Source organism: Micromonospora sp. NPDC047740 (assembly GCF_043204735.1).
In the GTDB taxonomy this organism is placed as follows: Bacteria; Actinomycetota; Actinomycetes; order Mycobacteriales; family Micromonosporaceae; genus Micromonospora.
In genome coordinates, this window is sequence record NZ_JBIDCT010000004.1 from 350,833 (window position 1) to 372,913 (window position 22,081).

The window sequence follows — 22,081 nt, forward strand, 5'->3', positions numbered from 1 at the left end:
CGGGTCACCGGCCACCTCGCGGTCGCCGCCCCCACTCTATTTCCGCCGCCCCGCTCGCGGAAGGCCCCACCTGATCGGGGTGTCCAACCGGGCGCCCCACCTTGCCGCTACCGGCCGGAGGTCACCACCGAGGACGGCGGCTCAGTGCCGGCGGTGCGCGGCCCGGGTGGTCAGCTCGACCAGTGCCGACCGGGCGGGCTCGGCCAGCGGTGTCCGGTCCAGCGCGGCGCGGGCCTGGTCGACGCGGGCCCGGATCATGCCCTCGACCCGCTCCCGCGCGCCGGTGGCCTCGATGATCCCCTGCACCTCGGCCGCGCCCCCGTGGTCCAGCTCGGGGTCGCCGACCAGCGCCCGCAGTCGCGCCGCCTGCGTCGGGCCGGCCGCCTCCCGGGCGAGCGCCAGCAGCACGGTCGGCTTACCCTCCCGCAGATCGTCCAGGTTCGACTTGCCGGTGACGGCCGGGTCGCCGAAGACGCCGAGCAGGTCGTCGCGGAGCTGGAAGGCGTCCCCGAGCGGGTCGCCGAACTCCGCCAGCGCGGTCACGATGGCGGGGTCGGCGCCGGCCAGGGCGGCGCCGATCTGCACCGGGCGGGTCACCGTGTACCGGGCCGTCTTCATCCGGACCACGGCCAGGGCGGCGGCCACCGAGCCGTCGCCGACCGCGGAGACCACGTCCAGGTACTCCCCCGCGATCACCTCCGCCCGCATCCGGGCGAAGACGGCGAGCCCGCGGCGGACCTGCGCCGGTTCGAGCCCGCAGTCGTGGAACATCTGGCCCGACCAGGCGGCGCAGAGGTCGCCGCAGAGCAGGGCGGCGTCCCGGCCGTACGCCGCGGGGTCGCCGTGCCAGCCGGAGCGGGTGTGCAGCTCGGCGAAGACCCGGTGCACCGAGGGCTGGCCGCGCCGCAGGTCGCTGCCGTCCAGGATGTCGTCGTGGATAAGCGCGAAGGCGTGGAACAGCTCCAGCGCCGCCGCGGCGACCATGATCGGGCCGCCGTCCGGGCCGCCGAAGCCGCGCCAGCCCCAGTAGCAGAACAGGGGCCGCAGCCGCTTGCCACCGGCGAGAACGAACCGGCGCAGCACGGCGTGGACGGCCCCCGTACCGTCGTCCGACCGACCCGGCCGCCGCTCGTGCAGGAACGCGGCGAGCGCGGCGTCGAAGCGATCCCGCAGCAGGGCCGGGTCGGTCGGTGCGACGGTGACGGTCATGGTGCCTCCCGGGCCAGTCCGGCGAGCTGGAGCAGCAGGGCCTTCACGTCGGTCGCGGCGACCCGGTCCCGGGCCGCGGTCGGGTCGGAGCAGAGCAGCACCGGCCCGTCGGCCGGGTCGGCGGGCAGCCGGCCGTGCGAGCCGCGGACCGCCCGCGCCCCGGCGTCCAGCCCCACCACGCTCATCAGGTAGCGCATGCCGAGCTTCTTGCGGGCCAGCGCCACCCCCGCCCGGCGCTTCGCGGCGCCCGGGGCGGCCGGGTCGAAGAACAGCTCGGCCGGATCGTAGCCGGGCTTGCGGTGGATCTCCACGAGGCGGGCGAAGTCGGGTGCGCGGGCGTCGTCGAGCCAGTAGTAGTAGGTGAACCAGGCGTCCGGCTCGGCCACCAGCACCAGCTCGCCGGAGCGCTCGTGGTCCAGCCCGTAGCCGGCCTGCCCGGCGGCGTCCAGCACCTCGGCCACCCCGGGCAGCCCGGCGCAGAGCTTCGCCACCGCCGGCACGTCGGCCGGGTCCTTCACGTAGACGTGCGCGACCTGGTGGTCGGCGACCGCGAAGGCCCGGGACGTCCACGGGTCGAGGTACTCCATGCCGTCCTGGGTGTAGACCCGCAGCAGCCCCTCGGACCGCAGCAGGCGGTTGACGTCGACCGGGCGGGAGACGTCGGTGATGCCGTACTCGGAGAGCGCCACCACGGTGGCGTCCCGCTCCCGGACGGCGTCCAGCAGCGGGGCGAGCACCGCGTCCAGCTCGGCCGCCGCGGCGGCGGCCTGCGGCGAGGACGGGCCGAACCGCTGCAGGTCGTAGTCGAGGTGCGGGACGTAGACCAGGGTCAGGTCCGGGGCGTGGTCGGCGAGGATCCGCTCGGCCGCCCGGCAGATCCACCGCGACGACGGCAGCCCCGCCCCGGGCCCCCAGTAGGTGAAGAGCGGGAAGGTGCCGAGCGCGTCGGTGAGCGCGTCGTGCAGCTCGGGCGGATCGGTCCAGCAGTCCGGCTCCTTGCGCCCGTCCGCGTAGTAGATCGGGCGCGGCGTCACCGTCCAGTCCACGTCGGCGCCCATCGCGTACCACCAGCAGACGTTGGCGACCCGGTAGCCGGGCTCGACCCGGCGGGCCGCCTGCCACAGCTTCTCCCCGCCGACCAGGGCGTTGTGCTGCCGCCAGAGCAGCACCTCGCCGAGATCCCGGAAGTACCAACCGTTGCCGACGATCCCGTGGCCGGCCGGTGGTTCTCCGGTGAGGAAGGTGGACTGCACCGAGCAGGTGACCGCGGGCAGCACCGTGCCCAGCTCGGCGGAGAAGCCCGACTCGGCGACCGCGCGCAGCCGGGGCATGTGCGCCAGCAGGCGCGGGGTCAGCCCCACCACGTCGATGACCACTAGCCGCTTGCTCATGCCGGCACCTCGCTTCGCTCGGCACCGCCATGAGGCACCACGGCACCGTGTCGATGATTCGCTCGCTGACGCTCGCTCATGCCGGCACCTCGCTTCGCTCGTTCGCCGTCGTGGCCAGCCCGAGCCCGACCAGCTCGTCGCGGGCGAAGGCCAGCTCGGCGGCGATCCCCGCGGCCAGCTCCGCGTCGGTACGCGGCCGCCGCGCCGCCGGGAGCACCCCCCAGGTGTACGTCTCGACGTCGAGGTGCTCGCAGCCGGCGACCGGTCCGGCGTACAGCGCGGCGAGCGCGGCCCGCAGCACCGGCAGGGTGGACCGCAGCGGCGGCTCCGGCGGGGCGTGCAGCGGCACGTGGTAGTGCACCCGCCACGGCCCGGGCAGCCGGGTGTCGAGGGCGGCGTCGAGATCGTCGGCGGCGTACGCCGGATCGGCCGGGTCGCTGCCCCCGGCGCAGCCGGCGGCTCTGGTCTGGTGCAGGAAGCGCGGCTCCACCCAGCGGCGCAGCGCCTCGGCCGAACCCTCCGGATCGGCCGCCTCGACGGCGGCGGAGACCTGCACCTTGACCACCGGCAGCCCGGCGGCCCGGAGCCGGCCCAGCGCCTCGACCGGCTCCTCCCAGGCGCAGGCGAGGTGGGCCAGATCGAGGCAGATCCCGAGCCGGTCCGAATCCATGGTTGAGAATATCTCACGCGCCTGTCCGGTGGACTCCACCAGGCAGCCCGGTTCCGGCTCGAAGCCGACCCGGATGGTCCGCCCGGTCTCCCGCTCCACCGCGGCGAGCCCGGCCGCCAGCTCGTCGAGGCGGCGCCGGGCGGCGTCGGCCCGGGCGGCGTCCCACGGCGTACGCCAGGCCAGCGGCAGGGTGGAGATCGAGCCGCGGGCCGCGTCCTCGGGGAGCAGGTCGGCCAGCACCCGGGCCAGGTCCAGGGTGTACCCGAGCCGCTCCGGGGTGGTCCAGTCCGGGTGGTACACCGCGCCCTTCACCACCGGCGCCTGGAAGGCCGCGTACGGGAAGCCGTTGAGGGTGACCACTTCCAGCCCGCGTACGGTCAGCTCGTGCCGGAGCCGGCGGCGGGCCGCCGGGTCGGCGGCGAGCGCGGCGGCCACCGGGGCGGCCAGCCAGAGCCCCAGTCCGAGCAGGTCGGCGCCGAGCGCCCGGCGGACCGGGAGCGCGTACGTGTCGAGCTGGGCGAGGATCCCGGCCAGGTCCTCGGCCGGGTGGACGTTGGTGCAGTAGCCGAGGTGGACGGTGCTGCCGTCGGCATGGCGGAAGCGCATCACTCGCCCCCGCGCAGGATGGAGTTGCCGGCGAAGGAGGGCGCGGGTGCGTCCACGTCGGTGAGGTCCAGCTTTCCGGACTGGCCGTAGAACTCGACCGGGTTGCGCCAGAGCACCCGGTCCACGTCGTCCTCGGTGAACCCGGCGAGCAGCATCGCCTCCCCGGTGGCCCGGGTGAGCAGCGGGTCGGAACGCCCCCAGTCGGCGGCCGAGTTGACCACCATCCGCTCGGTCCCGTACGTCTTCAGCAGCTCGACCATCCGCGGCGGCGACATCTTCGTCTCTGGATAGATGGAGAAGCCCAGCCAGCAGCCGGTGTCCCGGACCAGCTTCACGGTGACCTCGTTGAGGTGGTCGATCAGCACCCGCCCGGGGTCGATGCCGGACTCGGCGACCACCGCCAGGGTGCGCTCGACGCCGCGGGCCTTGTCCCGGTGCGGGGTGTGCACCAGGGCGGGCAGGTCGTGCCCGACGGCCAGGGCGAGCTGCCCCGCGAAGGCGGCGTCCTCGGCCGGGGTCATCGAGTCGTAGCCGATCTCGCCGACCGCCACCACGCCGTCCTTGTCCAGGTAGCGCGGGAGCAGGTCGAGCACGGGGCGGCAGCGGGAGTCGTTGGCCTCCTTCGGGTTCAGCGCGACGGTGGCGTGGTGCCGGACGCCGAACTGCCCGGCCCGGAACGGCTCCCAGCCGATCAGCGAGTCGAAGTAGTCGACGAACGAGGCGGCGCTGGTGCGCGGCTGGCCGAGCCAGAACGCCGGCTCCACCACCGCGCGTACCCCGGCGGCGGCCATCCGCTCGTAGTCGTCGGTGGTACGTGAGGTCATGTGGATGTGCGGGTCGAAGATGCGCATCACGCCTCCCTGGCGGTGGTGGGGTGCGAGCCGGCGCCGAGCCGGTCGAGCAGGGCGGTGGCGTCGGCGGGCATGGTCCGGCCGGCCGCGTTCCGCTCGGCGGCGAACGCGGCCAGCATCGCCGCCAGTTCGCCGTCCGCCCGGCCGTGCAGGTCGTCCACGTCCGCCAGCGGTACGCCGGTGAACACGCACTTGAGCACGGCCTGCCGCCAGGCCGGCTGCTCCAGGTGCCGGGCGTACGGGCCGAGCGCGGCGGCGACCAGCCGGGTGTCGTTGGTGCGGATCGCGTCGTGCAGCAGCGGCACGCAGGCCGCCCCGATCGGCAGCAGCGGCAGCGCACGCAGCACGGCCCGCTTCTCGGCGGCGTCGCCCTGCCGATAGAGGGAGTCGGCCACCGCCGCGTGGTCGGCGGGGAGCGCGGTGAGCAGCAGCGCCCGGGCCGCCTCGTCGACCGTCCAGCCCGGCGGATCGGGCAGCGGCCCCCGACCGCACCGCCGGGCGGCGGTGGCGAAGAGGCGCGCGATCGCCGTGGGCTCGGTCGCGACGCGGCGCAGGGCCGCGTCCAGCCACTGCGGATCGGGTACGCCCCGCAGCGCGGCGCGCAGTCGATCGGGTGTCATTCCGTCTCCCCTCTGAGCCGGGTGGCAGGTGCTCAGCCACCGCCTTTGCTCTGCAGCCCCTTACGCAGCACCCGCGGTCCGGACGTGTTGCCTCCGTGGCTGCAGAGCAAAGGGTCCGAGTCGGTTGTCCGGGGCCGGTCGGCCCCGGCGGCGGCGTGCAGAAACTCGATCGACCGGGCGGCGACGGCCGGCGCGGCGTGCGAGTGCCGGGGCAGTTCCACGGCCACCAGGCCGCGGTAGCCGGCATCGGCGAGAGCGCGCAGCACCGGCGGAAAGTCGATCTCGCCGGTGCCGAACTCCAGGTGCTCGTGCACGCCCCGGCGCATGTCGTCGATCTGCACGTTGACCAGGTGGTCGGCGACCGCCGTCACGCAGTCGGGCACCGGCTGCGGCTCCAGGCAGCGGCAGTGTCCGATGTCGAGGGTGATGCCGAAGCCGGGCGGCGCGCCGAGCGCGTCCCGCAGCCGGTGCCAGCCGGCGATGTCCTCGACCAGCATGCCCGGCTCGGGCTCGAACCCGAGCGGCACGCCGGCCGCCGCGGCCTCGGCGCAGACCGTGGCGCAGCCGGCGACGAGCCGGTCCCAGGCGACCGACTCCGGCACCTCCGGCGGGCGTACCCCGGCCCAGAAGGAGACCGCCTCGGCGCCCAGGTCCGCGCCGATCCGCACGGCCCGGCGGAGGAACTCGATCCGCAGCGCCGGGTCGTCGTGCAGCAGCGTCGGGGCGTGCTTGTGCCACGGGTCGAGCAGGTAGCGGGCGCCGGTCTCGACCACCACAGCCAGGCCGAGTGCGGTCAGCCGGCGGTGCACCGCGGCCACCCGGCGGCCGAGCTCCGGCGCGAACGGGTCGAGGTGGTCGTGGTCGAGGGTGAGCGCCACCCCCTGGTAGCCGAGGTCGGCGAGCACGCCGAGCGCGTCGTCGAGCCGGTGGTTGGCGAAGCCGTTGGTCCCGTATCCGAAGCGGAGCCCGGCCGGGTCCGGCGCGCCCCCGCGCCCGGCCGGCGCAGCCCCGGCGTCCGCCGTCGGCGGGGCGCCGTGCGGCACGGACGGGGATGGCGGGCTGGGCGCCGGCCGGCCGGTCATGTCGGCGAGACCAGTCGGGCCAGGCGGCGGCCGAGCGGGGCGGCGGCCGCCACCGCGAGGCCGAGCAGTCGGGCGCCGGCCCGGGCGGTCAGCGCGCCCTGCAACGCGGGCAGTCCGGTGATGCCCGCGCCCACGGCGGCGCGGACCCGGGCCGGTGACGGATCGGCGAGCACCCGGACCTGCGCCGACCCGTAGCTGGTGGCGTAGCCGGCGGCGAGCACGGCGGGGACCGGCTCGGTACGGCTCAGCGCGGTGGCGGCGACCAGGGCGGTGCCGGCCAGGGTGGCCTGCGGCAGCCGCCGGTCGGCGCCGGACACCTCGCGGCGGGACAGCGCGGTGACCGTCCAGGTGTGTGCGGCGACGGTCAGCGCCGCCGGCAGCGCCCGGACGAACCCCCGCCGGGCCGAGGGGACCCGGCCGGCAGCGCGTGGCGCGCTCCGGCCGGCGGGGCTCGCGCCGAGCAGCACGTCTAGGCCCCGGCAGGCGGCCATCACGGCGGGGCCGGCGGCGGTGTTCTTGGCGAGCAGGTCGTACCCCCAGATCGCGCCGGCGAGCGGGACCGCGACGGCGGCCGCCCGCCGGCCGCCGGCGGCCGTGGCCACGGCGAGCCCGGCGGCGGTCAGGCCGGCGGCGACGCCGAACGCGGCGGCGGGGTGCACCCGGCCGGACGGGATCGGCCGCTCGGGGCGTTCCACGGCGTCCAACCGCCGGTCGGCCCAGTCGTTGGCGGCCATGCCGGCCCAGTAGAGCAGCACCGACGCCCCGGCCAGGGCCGGCGTCCGGCGGTCCAGTGCGCCGGCCGCCGCCGCGCCGGCCACCACGTCCCCGGGTACGGAGAGCGCGGCGGGCGCCCGGACCAGTTCGGCGAGGTCGGCCAGCCGGGTCATCGCCCGGCTCCGGCGTGCAGCCCGGCGACGAAGTCGCACAGCACCGTCCACTGCTCGGCGAGCGAATGGGCGGGCGCGTCGATGCCGTCCTTGAAGAAGAAGGCCAGCTCGGCGAGGGGGCCTCGGCGGCCGGCGGCGTGCGCGGCGGCGGTGAGCCGGGCCAGGTCGAGCACCAGCGGGGCGGCCAGCGCCGAGTCGCAGCCGTGCCAGGTGAACTCCATCCGCATCCGGGTGCCGAGGAAGCCGGCGAAGGTGATCAGGTCCCAGGCGGTCTTGAAGTCGCCGAGGTCCTCGACGTAGTCGATCCGGGTGTCGCCCTGCGGGACGTAGCCGAGGGTCTCGCCGAGCACCCGCTGCTTGCTGCTCACCTTGGCGGCGTTGGCGGCCGGCTCGGCGAGCGCGGCACCGTCCCCGCCGCCGAGCAGGTTCAGCCCGGACCAGGAGCGCACGGCCAGGTTCCGCATCGCGAACATCGGCGCGAGCACCGCCTTGACCAGGGTCTCCCCGGTCTTGCCGTCGTTCCCGGCGTACGGCAGGCCGCGCTCCTCGGCCAGGGCCGCCAGCGCGGGCAGCCGGGCCCCGGTGGACGGCGTGAAGTCCACGTACGGGCAGCCGGCGGTGAACGCCGCGTACGCGTACAGCGAGCTGGCCGGCAGCACCTCGGCGGGGCCGGCCAGTGTGTCCCGCAGCGCGGCGAGGTCGTGGTGGGCCGGGTGCGCGGTGGCGGCCGGTTCGGTGGTGGAGACGTTGACCACCACCACCCGGTCCAGGGCGTGCCGGCTCCGGAAGTCGGTCAGGTCGCGGGCCACGGCGGCAGCCCGCTCGGCCTGGGTGCCCTCGGTCGGGGCGGGGCGCAGCGCCGCCTCGACACCGGCCAACTCCGCGCTGAGGGCGTCCAGCAGCCGGCCGGGCAGCACCCCGGCGGCGGCGAGCGCCTCGGCTCGCTTGCTGAGCGGGCACGCCACCACGTCATGGCCGCCGAGGACGAGGTCGGCGAAGGTCGGCAGGGCGGGCCCGCGCAGCTCGGGCAGCTCGGTGACGCAACCGGTCGGGTCGGTGAGCCCGGCCCGCAGGGCCAGCGCCCCGACGATGCTGGTGGTCGCGACCGAGCCGCGCGCTCCCACCAGCCAGACACCCGTACGCATCGTGCTCCCTCCCCAGGGTCGGGTCGGTCCGCCGGTGCGGCCGGGGAATCCCGGTCCGGCCGCACCGGAGGGCCGTGCTTGGTCGTGCCGCGCCGGAGGGGCTCCGGTGGCACGTTCCCCGGAATCCGACCTCATCCCCGCCGTGGGGCGCAACCGCGGCGGGTCCTCGCCGGTCGGGTTCCGGGAAACCTCCTCGGGCGGTGCCCTGCGGGCGCCGCATCGGTCCGGCGGCACCCCAGCCAACGCGAGGCACCGCATCCGTCAGGCGGCACCCCAGCCAACGCGAGGCGCCGCGTGGGTCAGGCGGCCACTTCGGCCAGCGCCGGCTCCACCTCCGTCCAGCTGGCCAGCTCCGCCGAGCGGGTCACCGCGTCCAGCACCAGCTGGACCTGCAGCGCGTCGGCGAACGACGGCGCCGGGTCGGTGCCGGTGGCGATCGCCTCGACGAAGTCGCGCATCTGGTGGGTGAAGGAGTGCTCGTAGCCGATGATGTGGCCGGGCGGCCACCAGGCCGACATGTACGGGTGGTCCCCCTCGGTCACCAGGATCCGGGTGAAGCCCTGCTCGGCGGTGGGCCGCGTGGCGTCGTAGAACTCCAGCTCGTTGAGGCGTTCCAGGTCGAAGACCAGGGTGCCGAGCGAGCCGTTGATCTCCACCCGGAGGGCGTTCTTGCGGCCGGTGGCGAACCGGCTCGCCTCGTACGTGGCGAGCGCCCCGCCGTCGAGCCGGGCCACGAACGCCGCCGCGTCGTCTACGGTGACCTGACCCATCGCCTGGCCGTGGCCGTCGGCCTGCGCGGCCAGGCCGCTCGACCCGGCCGGCAGCGGCCGCTCCTTGACGAAGGTCTCGGTCACCGCGCTGACCCCGGTGATCCGCTGCCCGGTGACGTACTGGGTGAGGTCGATGATGTGCGCACCGATGTCACCCAGCGCGCCGGAGCCCGCCTTGTCCTTCTGCAGCCGCCAGACCAGCGGGAACTGCGGGTCCACGATCCAGTCCTGCAGGTACGCCGCGCGGATGTGCCGGATCTCGCCGAGCCGCCCGTCCGCGATGAGCTGCCGCATCATGGTGACCGCGGGCACCCGGCGGTAGTTGAACCCGCACATCGCCCGGGTCCCGGCAGCCCGGGCCTGGGCGGCGGCGGCCGCCATCTGCCGAGCCTCCTCGACGGTGTTGGCGAGCGGCTTCTCGCACAGCACGTGCTTGCCGGCGGCCAGCGCGGCGATGGCGATCTCGCAGTGGCTGTCCCCCGGTGTGCAGATGTCGACCACGTCGATCTCGTCGGACTCGACGAGCCGCCGCCAGTCTGTGGTGTGCCCCTCCCAGCCGAGCCGGCCGGCGGCGTCGGCCACCTTCAGCTCGTCCCGGCCGCAGATCAGCGCCATCCGCACCCGCGCCGGCAGGTCGTACACGCGGTTCACGGTGCGCCACGCCTGTGAGTGCGCGGCGCCCATGAACGCGTAGCCGACCATGCCGACCCGCAGGACTTTGTCGTGATTGGACAAGGTGGGTCTCCCCCCGTGTATCAGAACCCGAGCTTCAGGTAGTCGCCCGCGTTCTCCTTGGTGATCGTCTCGGAGGCGAGCACGATCTCCTTCGGGACCTGGAGTTCCACCAGGTCCGACATGCCCTTGTTCTGGCCGATCAGGCGGGCCAGCGAGATGGCCGAGGAGGCCATCGACGGGCTGTAGGTGACGGTCGCCTTCAGGACGGTGTTGTCGGCCTGGATGTCCTCCATAGCCTTCTTCGAGCCGGCGCCGCCGACCATGAAGAACTCCTTGCGGTTGGCCTGGTTGACCGCCGCGAGGACGCCGATGCCCTGGTCGTCGTCGTGGTTCCAGAGCGCGTCGATCTTGGGCAGCGCCTGGAACAGGCCGGTGGCCGCCTGCTGGCCGGAGTCGGCGGTGAACTCGGCCGGCCGGCGGTTGGCCACCTTCAGCCCGTACGACGCCAGGGTGTCGGCGAAGCCCTTGGAGCGTTCCTGGGTCAGCTCCAGCGAGTCGATGCCGGGGATCTCGCCGATGACCGGGTTGCTGACGCCCTTGGCCTTGAGCTGCTCGTAGATGTAGGTGGCTGCGGCCACCCCCATGCCGTAGTTGTCGCCCTTGATCTGCAGCCGGTAGGCCCGCGCGTCGGGGAAGGCCCGGTCCAGGTTGACCACCGGGATGCCGGCCTTCATCGCCTCCAGGCCGAACGCGTTGAGTTCCTTGCCGTCGTGCGGCAGCAGCACGATCACGTCGGGCTTCTGGGAGATCAGGGTGGAGAGCGCGGCGCGCTGGGCCGCCGCGTCGGCGCCGGCCTCCACGGACTTGAGCTCCACGTCGGAGTACGCCCCGGCCTGCGCCTTGGCGTTGTTGGTGATCGCGGCGATCCAGCCGTGGTCGGCGGCCGGCGCGGAGAAGCCGATGGTCACCTTCTTGCCGGGCTCGCTGTTGCCGCCGGTCGCGGCGGCCTTGGTCTGCGCGGCGGTGGGCGCCTTCTCGTTGCTGGTGCAGCCGGCGAGCACGACGCCGGCGGAGAGCGCTGCTCCACCGAAGAGCAGCCGGCGGCGCGACAGGTCGCGACCCTGCGTTGTCATGACGGCCTCCTGGATGAGGTGGTGGGGTGAAAATGGGTGTGCTGGGCCCGGCCACCGTCGCTGTCGAGGTGGCCGCCGGTGTCGCGGTCGGATCAGGTGGTGCTGGTGGCCCGGTTGCGGCGGAGGAACTGGGTGAGGCTGCCGAACTGGACCTGCTGGACCAGGACGGCGGCGACGATGATGCCGCCCTTGACCATGTTCTGGGCCTCGGTGGAGAGGCCGTTGATGGCGAAGAGGTTGGTGATGGTGGAGAAGATGATTACGCCGAGCAGGGAGCCGACGATGGTCCCGCGCCCGCCGCTGAGCAGCGTGCCGCCGATGATCGCGGCGGCGATCGCGTCCAGTTCGTAGAGGTTGGCCATGGCCGCCTGCGCGGAGGTGGCCTGCGAGGTGAGCATGACCGCGGCGATGCCGCAGCACAGCCCGGAGAGCGCGTAGAGCAGCAGGGTGTGCCGGCGGACGTTGATGCCGGCGAGCCGGGCCGCCTCCGGGTTGCCGCCGACCGCCACCGTGCGGCGGCCGAAGGTGGTGCGGTTGAGCAGCACCCAGCCGGCCACCACCACCGCGGCGAGGATGTAGACCAGCAGCGGGATGCCGAGCACGTTCGTGCTGGCGATGCCGTTGATGAAGGTGTCGTTCGAGACCTGGGTCTGCTTGTCGGAGATCTCGGCCGCCAGGCCGCGGGCGGCGACCATCATGGCCAGCGTGGCGATGAACGGCACCAGCCGCCCGTACGAGATGAGCAGGCCGTTGACCAGGCCGACCGCGAGCCCGACGGTCAGCGCGCTGAAGATCATGCCGCCGGCGCCGTAGCTCTGGGTGGCGAGCGTGGTGGACCACACCCCGGCGAGCGCGACGATCGCGCCGACCGACAGGTCGATGCCGCCGCCGATGATCACGAAGGTCATCCCGACGGTGACCACCCCGACCACCGAGGCGAGCTTGAGGATGGTGAGCGTGTTGCCCCACACCCAGCTCGCGTTGCCGTAGAGGTCGGGCCGGGTGAGGATGCCGATGACGACCAGCACCAGCAGGGTGGCCAGCAGGCCGAGGTTGCGCCGGGCGCCCTCGCCCCCGTCACCGCGCCACCAGGAGAGCCGGGCCGGCGGCTCGGCCTTCGCGGTCTCGGCCTGGTCGACCGGCGGCGACTGGGCCGGCAGCCCCGCCGCCCGTTCCGGTGTGGCCGTAGGTGTCGTCTCGGTCATGCCGGCGCGCCTTCCATGAGGGACCCCGCCATGACGAGGTCGAGCACGGTGTTCTCGTCGATTTCGCCGGCCGGGGCCTCCCGGACCACCCGGCCCTCCCGCATCACCAGCACCCGGTCGGCCAGGCCGAGCACCTCGGGCACCTCGCTGGAGACCAGCAGCACCCCGACGCCCCGCGCGGCGAGGGCCCGGATGACCTGGTACAGCTCGGCCCGGGCGCCCACGTCCACGCCCCGGGTCGGCTCGTCGAGCAGCAGCAGCCGGGTGTCCCCGAGCAGCCACCGGCCGACCACCACCTTCTGCTGGTTACCGCCGGAGAGGGTGCGCACCGGCCGGCGTACGTCACGGGGCCGCAACTCCAGGGAGTCGGCGATCTGGTCCGCCTCGGCCCGTTCCCGGCGGGCGTCGGTGAAGCCGAGGCGGGCGTACCGGCCAAAGGTCGCCAGGGTGACGTTGCGGTAGATCGGCTCGCCGAGCAGCAGCGCCTGGCTCTTGCGCTCCTCCGGGGCCATGCCCATGCCGGCCCGTACCGCCGCGCCGACGCTGCCCGGGCGCAGCGTCCGGCCGCCCATCCGGACCGTGCCGGCGTGCGCCCGCCGGGCGCCGTAGATGGTCTCCAGCAGCTCCGAGCGGCCGGAGCCGACCAGCCCGGCAATGCCGACGATCTCCCCGGCCCGCACGGCCAGCGACACGTCGGCGAACTCCCCGGACCGGGTCAGCCCGTCGACCCGCAACAGCTCCGCGCCGGCGGTCTCGTCGGCCGGGCGCTCCGGGAAGACGTACTCGATGGTCCGCCCGGTCATCCGGGCGACCAGGTCGTTGGTCGGGGTGTCGCGGGCCGGCAGGTTCGCCGCCGTGGTCCGGCCGTCCTTGAGTACGGTGACCCGGTCGCCGATCTCGCGGATCTCCTCCAGCCGGTGCGAGATGTAGATGACCGCGATGCCCTGCGCGGTGAGTTCCCGGATGATCCGGAACAGATTGCCCACCTCGTCGTGGGCGAGCACGGCGCTCGGCTCGTCCATGATGATCAGTCGGGCCTCGTGGGAGAGCGCCCGGGCCATGCTGACGATCTGCTTGCCGGCGGCGGGCAGGTGCCGGACCAGCCGGCCGGGCGGGATCTCCGGGTGGCCGAGCCGGGCCAGGATCTGCCGGGTACGCCGGGCCATGTGGCCGCGGCGGACGAAGCCGAGCCGGCGCGGCTCGTGGCCGAGGAAGGCGTTCTCCGCCACCGACAGGTCCTCGACCAGGTCGAGCTCCTGGTAGATGGTGGCGATCCCGGCCCGCATCGCGGCCTGCGGGTTGGCGAAGCTCGCCGGCTCACCGCGCCACTCGACCTCGCCGGAGTCCGGCCGGTGCACCCCGGCGAGCACCTTGATCAGGGTGGACTTGCCGGCGCCGTTCTGACCGAGCAGGCAGTGCACCTCGCCGGCCCGGACCTCCAGCTGCACCCCGTCCAGCGCGCGTACCCCGGGGAAGGTCTTGACGACGTCGGTGAGGCGCAGGACCACCTCGCCCGCGACGGTGTCGGCGGGGGCCGCCACCAGCGGCTTTGTCACGTCGGCCTCCTTGCTGTCCGCCGGCGCGGCGGGCGGTTCCGGGACGGCGCGCATCCCCTGGCCGGCCCCACCGGCCCCGCGCCGTCCCGGAACGGCCCCGTCTTCGTGCCGGGTCGTCATGACGCCTCCCCGAAGGCCAGGTCGCTGGCGAGCACGGCGGCGCCGGCCACCCCGGCCCGGTGGCCGAGCTCGGAGAGGACGACCGGCAGGTTGCCGGTGGCCAGCGGCAGCGACCGGCGGTAGACCACGCTGCGGATCTCGGCGAGCAGGATGTGGCCGAGCTGGGCGAGCCCACCACCGATCACGATCATCGACGGGTTGGTGAAGCTCACCAGCCCGGCCAGCACGCTGCCGACCCGGCGGCCGCCGTCGCGGATGAGCTGGATGCAGGTGACGTCCCCCTCGACCGCCCCCTGCGCCACGTCCAGCGCGGTCACCGTGCCCCGCGCGGCCAGCCGGTCGGCGAGCGCCGGGGACACCCCGGCCCGGGCCGCCGCGGTGGCCTCCCGGGCCAGCGCGGCGCCGCTGAAGACGGCCTCCAGGCAGCCGAGGTTCCCGCAGGAGCACATCGGACCATTCGGGTCGACCTGGATGTGGCCGATGTCGCCGGCGCACCCGTCGGTGCCCCGGTAGACCTCGCCGTTGAGGTAGATGCCGCAGCCGATACCGGTGCCGATCTTGATCAGCAGGAAGTCGTCCACCGAGTGGGCGACCCCGCCGTGCCGCTCACCGATCGCCATGATGTTCACGTCGTTGTCGACCACCGCCGGGCAGCCGTGCTCGCGGGTGAGCACCTCGCGCACGGGGAAGCGGTCCCAGCCCGGCATGATCGGCGGCGAGACGGGCACGCCGTCCCGGAAGCTCACCGGCCCGGGGACGCCGATGCCCACCGCGTCCAGCCGCTCGTACGCGCCGTCCACCTTGGCCTTGTGCAGCAGCTCGCTGACCCGCTGCAGGATCACCTTCGGGCCGGAGCGGATGTCGGCCGCCTCGGTGTACGCGGCCACCGGCTCGAGCCGGCCGTTCACCACCTCGACGTCGATCGAGCTGGCGCCCAGGTCGACCGCGGCGAAGCGCAGGTGTGGGCTCAGTTCGACCAGCGTGGAGCGCCGTCCGCCACGGGACGCGGCCAGCCCCGCCTCGGCGACGTACCCGAGCCCGACCAGCCGCTCCAACTCGGCGAGCAGGCGGGGGCGGGGCATCTGCAGGCGGTCGCCGAGCTCGGCCCGGGACACCGCCCCTTCGTCCCGGAGCAGTCGCAGGAGTCGTACGTGCAGGGGGTCCACAGTCCGCACCGGCACACCTCCGCATCGGAGTGGTTCACATCGACGCAACGGCGACGTGTCGTGTCCGACACAGTAGGAGTCTTCCGGGTCACGTGTCCATAGCTTCGGCACATCTGATCCAAACTTTTGTCCATGTGAACAAAAGCCGGGGTGTGGATCACGAAAAGCGTGATCCTCTTCAGTTCAATGGACAGCGTGGCGTGATCGCCCGACAGCGCCTGGTCGGCCATCTGGCTGAACCATGGCTCGCCCGACCGCCACCGCCCCGGGTGCCACGGGCGCGGCGGGGGCGGCGGGGGCGGCGGGAAGGGCGGCGCGGCCGAGTCAGCGGCCGGTGGGAGGCTTGCGCTTATTCCTGAGCTTGCGGTCGTCGCGCAGCTCGACGTACGGCTCCGACTCGGCGGGGTGCCCGGCCGCGATGGCGCGACCCCGCTCCAGCTCGGCGTCGAACTCCGCGCCGAGCAGGATGGCGATGTTGGTCAGCCAGAGCCAGATCAGGAAGACGATCACGCCGGCCACCGACCCGTACGTCTTGTTGTACGAGCCGAAGTTGCCGACGTAGAGGGCGAACAGCGCGGACACGACCAGCCAGATCACCACGGCCAGCACGCCGCCGGGGCTCACCCAGCGGAAGCCACCGTGGCGGGCGTTCGGCGAGGCCCAGTAGAGGATGGCGAACATCAGGCTCACCAGGATCAGCAGCACCGGCCACTTGGCGATGTTCCATACGGTCACGGCCGTCGAGCCCAGGCCGATCGCGCCGCCCACCTGCGTGGCCAGCTTGCCGGTGAAGACCACGATGACCGAGGCGGCCAGCAGCATCACCCCGACCAGGAAGGTCACCCCGAGCCGGATCGGCAGCGTCTTCCAGATCGGCCGGCCCTCCGGCACGTCGTAGATCGTGTTGGAGGCACGCATGAACGCGGCGATGTAGCCGGAGGCCGACCAGAAGGCGCCCAGCACACCGACGATCGCGGCGATACTGGCCAGGCCGCCCGAGCTGCCCGCCTGAGCGATCGCGATGTCGATGATGTGGCGGATGGTCGGCTGCGGCGCCGTCTGGTCGAGGGTCTCCTTGACGCCCTTGACGGCACCCGGGCCGAGCAGGCCCACCACCGAGATGAGCGCCAGCATGCCGGGAAAGATCGAGAGCACCCCGTAGTAGGTGAGCGCGGCCGCCCGATCGGTCAGGTTGTCCTGCTGAAACTCCCGGACCGTGCGCCTGAGCGCCGCCTGCCACCCGGTGCCCGGCAACGCCGTCGGGCGCTCCGGGCCCTCGTCCTGGCCGACCGGCCCGGTCCGCCCCGAACCGTCCCGTCCGCCCGCGGTGGTGCCCGAATCGTGGCGGTCCCGCCCGCTCCGGGCGGAAGACTCGTCGGTGGCCATCGGCCCTCCCTCGTGGTCGGCGTTGTCCCCACGAGTGCCCGACGGCAGGCCGGTTAACCGCCTACTTGTAGAGCAACCTCCCCATCCGTCGGGAGGCGAGCGCGAGCATCCCGGCGGTCAGCGCCAGCAGGTAGGCCACGTCCGGCAGCCACGACCAGCCGGACATCCCCACGCAGACCTCCCGGATCAGGTGCACCGACCGGTAGAGCGGGGTCACCTCGACCACCCAACGCAGCGCGGCCGGGTAGGCCTCGGCGGGCACGAAGGTCCCGGAGAAGAGGAAGAGGGTGAACTGGGCTGACCCCATCAGGTCGAAGTCCTGCCAGCTGCGCAGGAGGGTGGAGACGGTCATGCCGAGCGCGCCGAACGCGAAGCCGATCAGCACCGCGGCCGGGAAGGCGAGAACGGCCCGCGCGGCGGTGGTCAGGTCCATCGCCACCATGATCATCAGGAAGGCGGCGGAGTAGAGGCTGCCCCGGGTCATCGCCCAGCCCAGCTCGCCGAGGGCGATCTCGAACGGCTGCACCGGGGTCGCGATGATCCCGTCGTACAGCTTCATGTACTTCATCTTCCCGAAGAAGTTGAAGGTGGTCTCCGACAGCGCACCGCTCATCGCCGAGGAGGCGAGCATCGCCGGGGCCACGAACGCGGCGTACGACACTACCTGCCCGCTCGGCAGGGTGAGGTCGCCGACCAGGGCGCCCACCCCGACCCCGATCGAGAACAGGTAGAGCACCGGCTCCAGAAAACCGGAGAGCAGCACCAGCCAGTACGCGCTCCGCAGCGCGGTGAGGTTGCGCTCGGCGACCGAGGCGGAGCGGCGCGGTGCCCCCTCAAAGCTGACCAGCCGGGGCAGGACGAGACTGACCACGACATCCTCCCCTAGACGACGAGCGAGCGGCGGAACACGCGCCGGGCCAGCAGCCCGCCGGCGGCGGCCCAGGCGGCGAGGTAGAGCAGGTGACCCGTGATCGACCACTGCGGAGCGACGCCCAGCGTGGCGGCCCGGCAGAGATCCACGCCGTGCCAAAGCGGGGTCGCGTAGGCCACCTGGCGCAGCCCCGCCGGCAGCGACTCGACCGGAAAGAACACCCCGGCGAAGAGGGTCATCGGGATGACCGCGAAGCGGAACAGCAGGGCCAGGTAGCTGTCGCTGGGCACGGCGGCGCTGAACGCGAAGGTCGGCGCGGCGAGGGCCAGGCCGAGCAGCAGGCTCACCGGCAGGACGGCCACCGCCCAGGGTGACCGCAGCGCCCCGAACAGGGCCGTCACGAGCAGGAACGCCGCCGTGCTGGTGAGCACCCGGAACAGCACGTAGGCGAGATGGCCGGCGAGGATGTCGCCGATCCGCAGCGGCGCCGCCACCTGGGCGTGGTAGGTCCGGATCCAGCGGAAGTTGCTGTGCACCGGCCAGGTGGACTCGGCGACCGCGATCTGGAGCGCGGTGGAGGCGATCAGGCCGGGCACCAGCCAGTGGAGGTAGGGCACCCCGCCGACACCCCGGTCGACGTACGCGCCGACGCCGACGCCGAAGCCGAGCACGGTGAGCACCGGCAGCAGGAAGGACGAGAAGACGCTCGCCCGCCAGGTGCGCCGGTAGCCGACCAGGTAATGCGCGAGCACCGCCAGCGCCGGCACCCGAGGCATCGCCGGCCCGGCCCGCTCCGCCACGCTCACGTCGACCACCCCCGTCCGCCGTCCACGTCGTTCCTACCGCTCGGGTACGACAAGACCGCCGGCCACCCTACGACGGGTCATCCGTGATGTCGCGCCGGTTTCTCCGCTCTCGCAGGCCCTCGGGCACCCGCCGGAACCTGCGGGCGGCTGCGCCGACGGCGCTCCGCGCACCGCCGGGCAGCCAGCCTCGCACAGTCCGCCCCCTCGTCCGTGCGGCCGATGGGCGGGCCGACCGGTGGCGCTGCCGGACCTCGGGGACTGCTCCGCGCCATAACTCCGCTGCGCCTACAAACTTGATGACTCAGATGATTCACCGCCGGAGCTGACTTTCTCCCGGCGGCCTCTTCCTGACTGAGCAGGCCCTTCGGGACATGTTCGGGGCCGCCGCCGGGCACGGCGACAGCCCCGAACCAGCGCGTGCTGAGCGCCGCGCGGTCGGCCGGTCGGTCACCGGGGTCGCCGGACCCTTCCCGGCTGGGCGGACCCTTCGTGCTGAGCGGACCTTCGTGTTCAGCCGGCCCTTCGTGTTCAGCCGACCCTGCCCCGCTGAATCGTTTACGTCATCAAGTTCGTAGCGTCCCCTCGGCAAGGGCAGGCGCCGCGAACGGCAGGCCGGTCCGCCGAAACAGGCAGAAGGATCACGCCACACCCGCCGGCATCGCGTCGACCGCCACTCACCGCCGTCCACCGGCCTACCGCCGTCCACCGGGGCCTACCACCACCCGCCCGACCTGCCGCAGCCATCCGGCTCGGCCAAGGGTGAGCGCCACGGCCACCTCCACCTGGCGTCCGTGATCGTCGACTTCAGCCAGCGACGAGGACGGCCACTACCGACGTGCCGCGAACCAGATCGACGTGTGTACAAGCCGGTTGAAGACGATCTCCAGCCGTACTCGGCCAAGCCAGTAGCGCACGGGCGTGAAGCGGCCACCGGATTCCTTCAGCTGTGCCAAGGCCGCTTTCTCCAGGCGATACCGCTCGGCGAGAATCGCGGACGGATCTGACAACGCTGCCATACCAGACTCCCTCCAACCTGAACGCCCTCGAAGCGGACCACCGATGGCGACCGCGCTACGGCCGCTCGGCAACCCGTGCGACGAACGCGCGCCAGGCGTCGGGGGCGAAGGTCAGCGCAGGGCCGCCTGGGTCCTTGGAATCGCGCACGGCGACCAGGCTGGGGAGGTTGTCGGCCACCTCCACGCAGTTGCCGCCCTGGCCGTTGCTGCGGGTGCTCTTGCGCCACCGGGCGCCGCTCAGGTCCATGTCTCCGCCACTTCCGCTATCAGGTTCAGGGACTGCTGCTGCGATATTGCCTCGCCCCGGATCGACTCCCAAACCTCGACCATCTGCCGCACGTACTCGGGACGGTCGATCACCTGCCCGTGGAGTTGCCCCTCCACGTAGACGAGGTCCTCTCCACTTGGCAAGGTGGCGATCACGAAGGGGCCGCCGAGCCCAGCGTAAGCCCCGGCGGAGAGCGGCACGACCTGGATTCGGACCCGGGGCAGCGTGGAGCCGAGCTTCACCAGATGAAGCAACTGCTCGCGCATCACCTCCGGCCCGCCGATCCGGCGGCGCAGCACGTACTCGTCGATGACCACGGTGAGCAGCGGCGGCCGATCGCGGGTCAGCGCCGCTTGGCGGTCCAGCCGGGTCGCCACCTGCTGCTCGATCTCGTCGGACGCGAACAGCCCGCCGCCGACATGGATGGCGCGGGCATACGCCTCGGTCTGCAACAGGCCGGGCGCATAGAGCGGCTCGAACGAACGCAGCGCCGTCGCCTCCGCCTCGATGCCGGCCCAGTCGCGGAACCACGGGACCACGGTCTCCCGGCTGATCCGCCGCTGGATGCGTTCGAACCGCCCGTCCGCGCCGAACACGGTGTCGCACCGGCGCGCGAAGTCGAGGCTCGGCCGGCGCTCGGAGGTCTCCACCTTGGCGACCAGGGCACCCGAATAGCTCAACGCCTCGGCGAGCGCGCTCTGCGACATGCCACTGGTGGCCCGGGCGAGCCGCAGTTCCTCCGCGAAGTGGTCCAGCATGGACGAGCATTCCACGGACACCCTCCGTACATCTTCGTACCGCCTCGGGCCGGCCGCCGTACGCGCTGGTCGTCGGCGCGCGGGACCTCCCACCGTAGTCGCGTCCTCAGCAGACTGTCACGCAGCGGAACCGCTCACGGAATCGGACGGCGGGCGGAACCAGGCCGGGGGCGTCCTGCGGACAACGAGGTCCAGGGCGCCCCCTCCCACCCCGACGGAGGCTCACCCATGCGATTCAGGTTCTGGCGCTGCCGCCCGACGCCGCCCACCACGCTCCCCCGGCGTACCCCCAACGCGCGCCCGACGTGGGCGACCGCACCGACCGAGGTGTTCCCGACCGACGGTCCGGGACGCCCGGGGCGGCTGACCCGCGCGCAGGAGTGGCGGGCGAAACGGGGGCCGCTGGCTACCGTCGCCGCGCGGACCCGAGGAGGATCGGCGCAGACCGCATGATCGGCGCGGACCGCAGGAGCCGCGCGGACCGCAGGAGCCGCGCGGACCGCAGGAGCCGCACGGGCTCGATGAGGGCACGCACTGATGCCCCGCTACCGCCCGCACGTCGCGGCGCGCCCGTCCTGGCGATGCCGGGTTTGCGGCGCCGCGTGGCCGTGCTCCCCGGCCCGGCTGGCGCTGCTCGGCGAGTACCGCGAGAACCGGACCGGCCTGCTGATCTACCTCGGCACACTGATGCATGAGGCCATGACCGACCTGACTGGCCAGCTCCCGCCGCAGCGACTGACCGACCGCTTCCTGACCTGGGCCAGAGCCCGTTGAGCCGAACCGTGGTCGCTGGCAGCTCAGCAGCTCGACACGCCGCCACGACTGCAGTCTGGGCGTCAACGATCGGCGGCACGCACCTCAGTCGACCAAGGTGCGGCCGGTGAGGTGGAGGAAGACGTCCTCCAGGCTGCTGCGCCGAACCAGGACGCTGGCCGGCACGAGGCCGCGGGCGCTAACCTCGGCCGCCGCCGCGTCGCCGTCGGCCACGTAGAGCAGGATCCGGTCGGGCAGCACCTCGACCCGCTCTCCCAGCCCGCTCAGCTTGCCGGCGAACATCTCCTGCGACTCGACGGCGAAGCGCAGCTCGACCACCTCGCGGGTGGAGTGCCGCTCGATGAGGGTGCGGGGCGACCCCTCGGCCACGATCCGGCCGCGGTCCATCACCACCAGCCGGTCGCAGAGCTGCTCCGCCTCGTCCATGTAGTGCGTGGTGAGGACCAGCGTGACGCCCTGCTGCTTGAGCCGGAACAGCCGCTCCCAGACCAAATGCCGGGCCTGCGGGTCGAGGCCGGTGGTGGGCTCGTCGAGCAGCACGATCTCCGGGTTGTTGACCAGTGCGCGGGCGATGGTCAACCGGCGCTTCATGCCGCCAGACAGCGGGTCCACCTTGCTGTCGGCCCGCTCGGTGAGCTGGACGAATTCGAGCAGCTCGGCGGCCCGCTCGCGGGCGACCCGGCGCGGGATGCCGAAGTAGCGGGCGTAGGTGGTGAGGTTTTCCCGGACGGTGAGCTCCGGGTCGAGGCTGTCGAGCTGTGGGCAGACACCCAGCCGGGCCCGGATCGCGGGACCGTCGCGGACCGGGTCCATGCCGAGAATGCTCAGCTCCCCGCCGGAGGGCGGGGAGATGCAGCCGATCATGCGCATGGTCGAGGACTTGCCGGCCCCGTTCGGCCCGAGGAAGCCGAACGCCTCGCCCGGGTGCACCGCCACGTCGATGCCGTCGACGGCGGTGAAGTCGCCGAACCGCTTCACCAGCCCCCGCGCCTGGATGAGTGGTTGAGCACTGGTCACCGGCCGACCCTAGCGGCCGGGTCCGACAGACTCGACCGGTTAACCGCCGCCACGGATGCCGGACACTGGGCGTAGCGTCAATCACTCGGAGTGACGGCC

The 22,081-nt window shown here is 73.4% G+C and carries 21 protein-coding genes; 1 reads left to right on the forward strand and 20 read right to left on the reverse strand.

Annotation, left to right across the window (positions count from 1 at the left end):
- Nucleotides 1-141: 141 nt before the first annotated feature.
- The 19 genes from ACGF4F_RS10810 to ACGF4F_RS10900 all read right to left on the reverse strand — a co-directional run bounded on the left by ACGF4F_RS10810 (nucleotide 142) and on the right by ACGF4F_RS10900 (nucleotide 20,212).
- A complete protein-coding gene (locus ACGF4F_RS10810) occupies nucleotides 142-1,209 on the reverse strand; it encodes a polyprenyl synthetase family protein (protein ID WP_393076744.1) in 1,068 nt (355 codons plus the stop codon).
- Complete coding sequence (locus tag ACGF4F_RS10815) at nucleotides 1,206-2,600, reverse strand: alkaline phosphatase family protein (RefSeq protein ID WP_393076747.1); 1,395 nt, start codon at nucleotides 2,598-2,600, stop codon at nucleotides 1,206-1,208. Before ACGF4F_RS10815 ends, ACGF4F_RS10810 begins: the two co-directional genes overlap by 4 nt.
- Before the next feature lie 76 nt (nucleotides 2,601-2,676).
- Nucleotides 2,677-3,876 (reverse strand): metabolite traffic protein EboE, encoded by a 1,200-nt coding sequence (gene eboE, locus ACGF4F_RS10820; RefSeq protein WP_393076750.1) that lies wholly within the window; start codon nucleotides 3,874-3,876, stop codon nucleotides 2,677-2,679.
- Entirely contained in the window at nucleotides 3,876-4,727 is an 852-nt protein-coding gene (locus tag ACGF4F_RS10825) for a TatD family hydrolase (protein WP_393076753.1), read from the reverse strand. The genes eboE and ACGF4F_RS10825 overlap by 1 nt, the downstream gene beginning before the upstream one ends.
- Nucleotides 4,727-5,347 (reverse strand): EboA domain-containing protein, encoded by a 621-nt coding sequence (locus ACGF4F_RS10830; RefSeq protein WP_357434820.1) that lies wholly within the window; start codon nucleotides 5,345-5,347, stop codon nucleotides 4,727-4,729. Before ACGF4F_RS10830 ends, ACGF4F_RS10825 begins: the two co-directional genes overlap by 1 nt.
- Nucleotides 5,348-5,379: 32 nt before the next feature.
- Nucleotides 5,380-6,429, reverse strand: a complete 1,050-nt coding sequence (locus ACGF4F_RS10835) for a sugar phosphate isomerase/epimerase family protein (RefSeq protein ID WP_393076756.1) — start codon at nucleotides 6,427-6,429, stop codon at nucleotides 5,380-5,382.
- Entirely contained in the window at nucleotides 6,426-7,316 is an 891-nt protein-coding gene (locus tag ACGF4F_RS10840; RefSeq protein WP_357434818.1) for an SCO3242 family prenyltransferase, read from the reverse strand. The genes ACGF4F_RS10835 and ACGF4F_RS10840 overlap by 4 nt, the downstream gene beginning before the upstream one ends.
- Entirely contained in the window at nucleotides 7,313-8,461 is a 1,149-nt protein-coding gene (locus ACGF4F_RS10845; protein WP_393076759.1) for an inositol-3-phosphate synthase, read from the reverse strand. Before ACGF4F_RS10845 ends, ACGF4F_RS10840 begins: the two co-directional genes overlap by 4 nt.
- Nucleotides 8,462-8,760: 299 nt before the next feature.
- A complete protein-coding gene (locus ACGF4F_RS10850) occupies nucleotides 8,761-9,933 on the reverse strand; it encodes a Gfo/Idh/MocA family protein (RefSeq protein WP_393076849.1) in 1,173 nt (390 codons plus the stop codon).
- Nucleotides 9,934-9,986: 53 nt separating this feature from the next.
- Nucleotides 9,987-11,039: a substrate-binding domain-containing protein gene (locus ACGF4F_RS10855; RefSeq protein WP_073835579.1), complete on the reverse strand. Its 1,053-nt coding sequence runs from the start codon at nucleotides 11,037-11,039 to the stop codon at nucleotides 9,987-9,989.
- Nucleotides 11,040-11,131: 92 nt separating this feature from the next.
- On the reverse strand, nucleotides 11,132-12,244 hold the full coding sequence (locus tag ACGF4F_RS10860) for an ABC transporter permease (protein ID WP_357434815.1): 1,113 nt from the start codon (nucleotides 12,242-12,244) through the stop codon (nucleotides 11,132-11,134).
- The gene (locus tag ACGF4F_RS10865) at nucleotides 12,241-13,854 is read right to left on the reverse strand and encodes a sugar ABC transporter ATP-binding protein (protein WP_357435288.1); all 1,614 of its coding nucleotides are present in this window, start codon (nucleotides 13,852-13,854) and stop codon (nucleotides 12,241-12,243) included. The genes ACGF4F_RS10860 and ACGF4F_RS10865 overlap by 4 nt, the downstream gene beginning before the upstream one ends.
- 62 nt (nucleotides 13,855-13,916) lie before the next feature.
- Complete coding sequence (locus tag ACGF4F_RS10870) at nucleotides 13,917-15,095, reverse strand: ROK family protein (protein ID WP_357434814.1); 1,179 nt, start codon at nucleotides 15,093-15,095, stop codon at nucleotides 13,917-13,919.
- 315 nt (nucleotides 15,096-15,410) lie between these two features.
- Nucleotides 15,411-16,472 carry a YihY/virulence factor BrkB family protein gene (locus ACGF4F_RS10875; RefSeq protein ID WP_393076764.1) on the reverse strand — a complete coding sequence of 354 codons (1,062 nt, stop codon included), beginning with the start codon at nucleotides 16,470-16,472 and terminating at the stop codon, nucleotides 15,411-15,413.
- A gap of 61 nt (nucleotides 16,473-16,533) precedes the next feature.
- The gene (locus ACGF4F_RS10880; protein WP_393076767.1) at nucleotides 16,534-17,343 is read right to left on the reverse strand and encodes an ABC transporter permease; all 810 of its coding nucleotides are present in this window, start codon (nucleotides 17,341-17,343) and stop codon (nucleotides 16,534-16,536) included.
- 11 nt (nucleotides 17,344-17,354) lie between these two features.
- Nucleotides 17,355-18,119, reverse strand: coding sequence for an ABC transporter permease (locus tag ACGF4F_RS10885; RefSeq protein ID WP_393076853.1), 765 nt, complete (start codon nucleotides 18,117-18,119; stop codon nucleotides 17,355-17,357).
- Between the two features lie 857 nt (nucleotides 18,120-18,976).
- Nucleotides 18,977-19,165 carry a hypothetical protein gene (locus tag ACGF4F_RS10890; protein ID WP_393076769.1) on the reverse strand — a complete coding sequence of 63 codons (189 nt, stop codon included), beginning with the start codon at nucleotides 19,163-19,165 and terminating at the stop codon, nucleotides 18,977-18,979.
- Nucleotides 19,166-19,220: 55 nt separating this feature from the next.
- Nucleotides 19,221-19,412, reverse strand: coding sequence for a DUF397 domain-containing protein (locus ACGF4F_RS10895; RefSeq protein ID WP_393076772.1), 192 nt, complete (start codon nucleotides 19,410-19,412; stop codon nucleotides 19,221-19,223).
- A complete protein-coding gene (locus tag ACGF4F_RS10900; RefSeq protein ID WP_393076775.1) occupies nucleotides 19,403-20,212 on the reverse strand; it encodes a Scr1 family TA system antitoxin-like transcriptional regulator in 810 nt (269 codons plus the stop codon). Before ACGF4F_RS10900 ends, ACGF4F_RS10895 begins: the two co-directional genes overlap by 10 nt.
- Before the next feature lie 516 nt (nucleotides 20,213-20,728).
- Here ACGF4F_RS10900 and ACGF4F_RS10905 point away from each other — a divergent pair.
- Entirely contained in the window at nucleotides 20,729-20,965 is a 237-nt protein-coding gene (locus ACGF4F_RS10905) for a flavin reductase (protein WP_073835572.1), read from the forward strand.
- Between the two features lie 84 nt (nucleotides 20,966-21,049).
- Here the strand turns inward: ACGF4F_RS10905 and ACGF4F_RS10910 are convergent, their stop codons facing one another.
- A complete protein-coding gene (locus ACGF4F_RS10910; protein WP_393076778.1) occupies nucleotides 21,050-21,982 on the reverse strand; it encodes an ABC transporter ATP-binding protein in 933 nt (310 codons plus the stop codon).
- Between the last annotated feature and the right edge of the window lie 99 nt (nucleotides 21,983-22,081).

What these genes read in the sequence shown, in the direction of transcription:
- ACGF4F_RS10810 (WP_393076744.1), bottom strand. Translation starts at nt 1,209, where the DNA reads ATGACCGTCACCGTCGCACCGACCGACCCGGCCCTGCTGCGGGATCGC.
- ACGF4F_RS10815 (WP_393076747.1), bottom strand. Translation starts at nt 2,600, where the DNA reads ATGAGCAAGCGGCTAGTGGTCATCGACGTGGTGGGGCTGACCCCGCGC.
- eboE (WP_393076750.1), bottom strand. Translation starts at nt 3,876, where the DNA reads ATGCGCTTCCGCCATGCCGACGGCAGCACCGTCCACCTCGGCTACTGC.
- ACGF4F_RS10825 (WP_393076753.1), bottom strand. Translation starts at nt 4,727, where the DNA reads ATGCGCATCTTCGACCCGCACATCCACATGACCTCACGTACCACCGAC.
- ACGF4F_RS10830 (WP_357434820.1), bottom strand. Translation starts at nt 5,347, where the DNA reads ATGACACCCGATCGACTGCGCGCCGCGCTGCGGGGCGTACCCGATCCG.
- ACGF4F_RS10835 (WP_393076756.1), bottom strand. Translation starts at nt 6,429, where the DNA reads ATGACCGGCCGGCCGGCGCCCAGCCCGCCATCCCCGTCCGTGCCGCAC.
- ACGF4F_RS10840 (WP_357434818.1), bottom strand. Translation starts at nt 7,316, where the DNA reads ATGACCCGGCTGGCCGACCTCGCCGAACTGGTCCGGGCGCCCGCCGCG.
- ACGF4F_RS10845 (WP_393076759.1), bottom strand. Translation starts at nt 8,461, where the DNA reads ATGCGTACGGGTGTCTGGCTGGTGGGAGCGCGCGGCTCGGTCGCGACC.
- ACGF4F_RS10850 (WP_393076849.1), bottom strand. Translation starts at nt 9,933, where the DNA reads ATGGTCGGCTACGCGTTCATGGGCGCCGCGCACTCACAGGCGTGGCGC.
- ACGF4F_RS10855 (WP_073835579.1), bottom strand. Translation starts at nt 11,039, where the DNA reads ATGACAACGCAGGGTCGCGACCTGTCGCGCCGCCGGCTGCTCTTCGGT.
- ACGF4F_RS10860 (WP_357434815.1), bottom strand. Translation starts at nt 12,244, where the DNA reads ATGACCGAGACGACACCTACGGCCACACCGGAACGGGCGGCGGGGCTG.
- ACGF4F_RS10865 (WP_357435288.1), bottom strand. Translation starts at nt 13,854, where the DNA reads ATGCGCGCCGTCCCGGAACCGCCCGCCGCGCCGGCGGACAGCAAGGAG.
- ACGF4F_RS10875 (WP_393076764.1), bottom strand. Translation starts at nt 16,472, where the DNA reads ATGGCCACCGACGAGTCTTCCGCCCGGAGCGGGCGGGACCGCCACGAT.
- ACGF4F_RS10885 (WP_393076853.1), bottom strand. Translation starts at nt 18,119, where the DNA reads ATGCCTCGGGTGCCGGCGCTGGCGGTGCTCGCGCATTACCTGGTCGGC.
- ACGF4F_RS10890 (WP_393076769.1), bottom strand. Translation starts at nt 19,165, where the DNA reads ATGGCAGCGTTGTCAGATCCGTCCGCGATTCTCGCCGAGCGGTATCGC.
- ACGF4F_RS10895 (WP_393076772.1), bottom strand. Translation starts at nt 19,412, where the DNA reads ATGGACCTGAGCGGCGCCCGGTGGCGCAAGAGCACCCGCAGCAACGGC.
- ACGF4F_RS10905 (WP_073835572.1), top strand. Translation starts at nt 20,729, where the DNA reads ATGCCCCGCTACCGCCCGCACGTCGCGGCGCGCCCGTCCTGGCGATGC.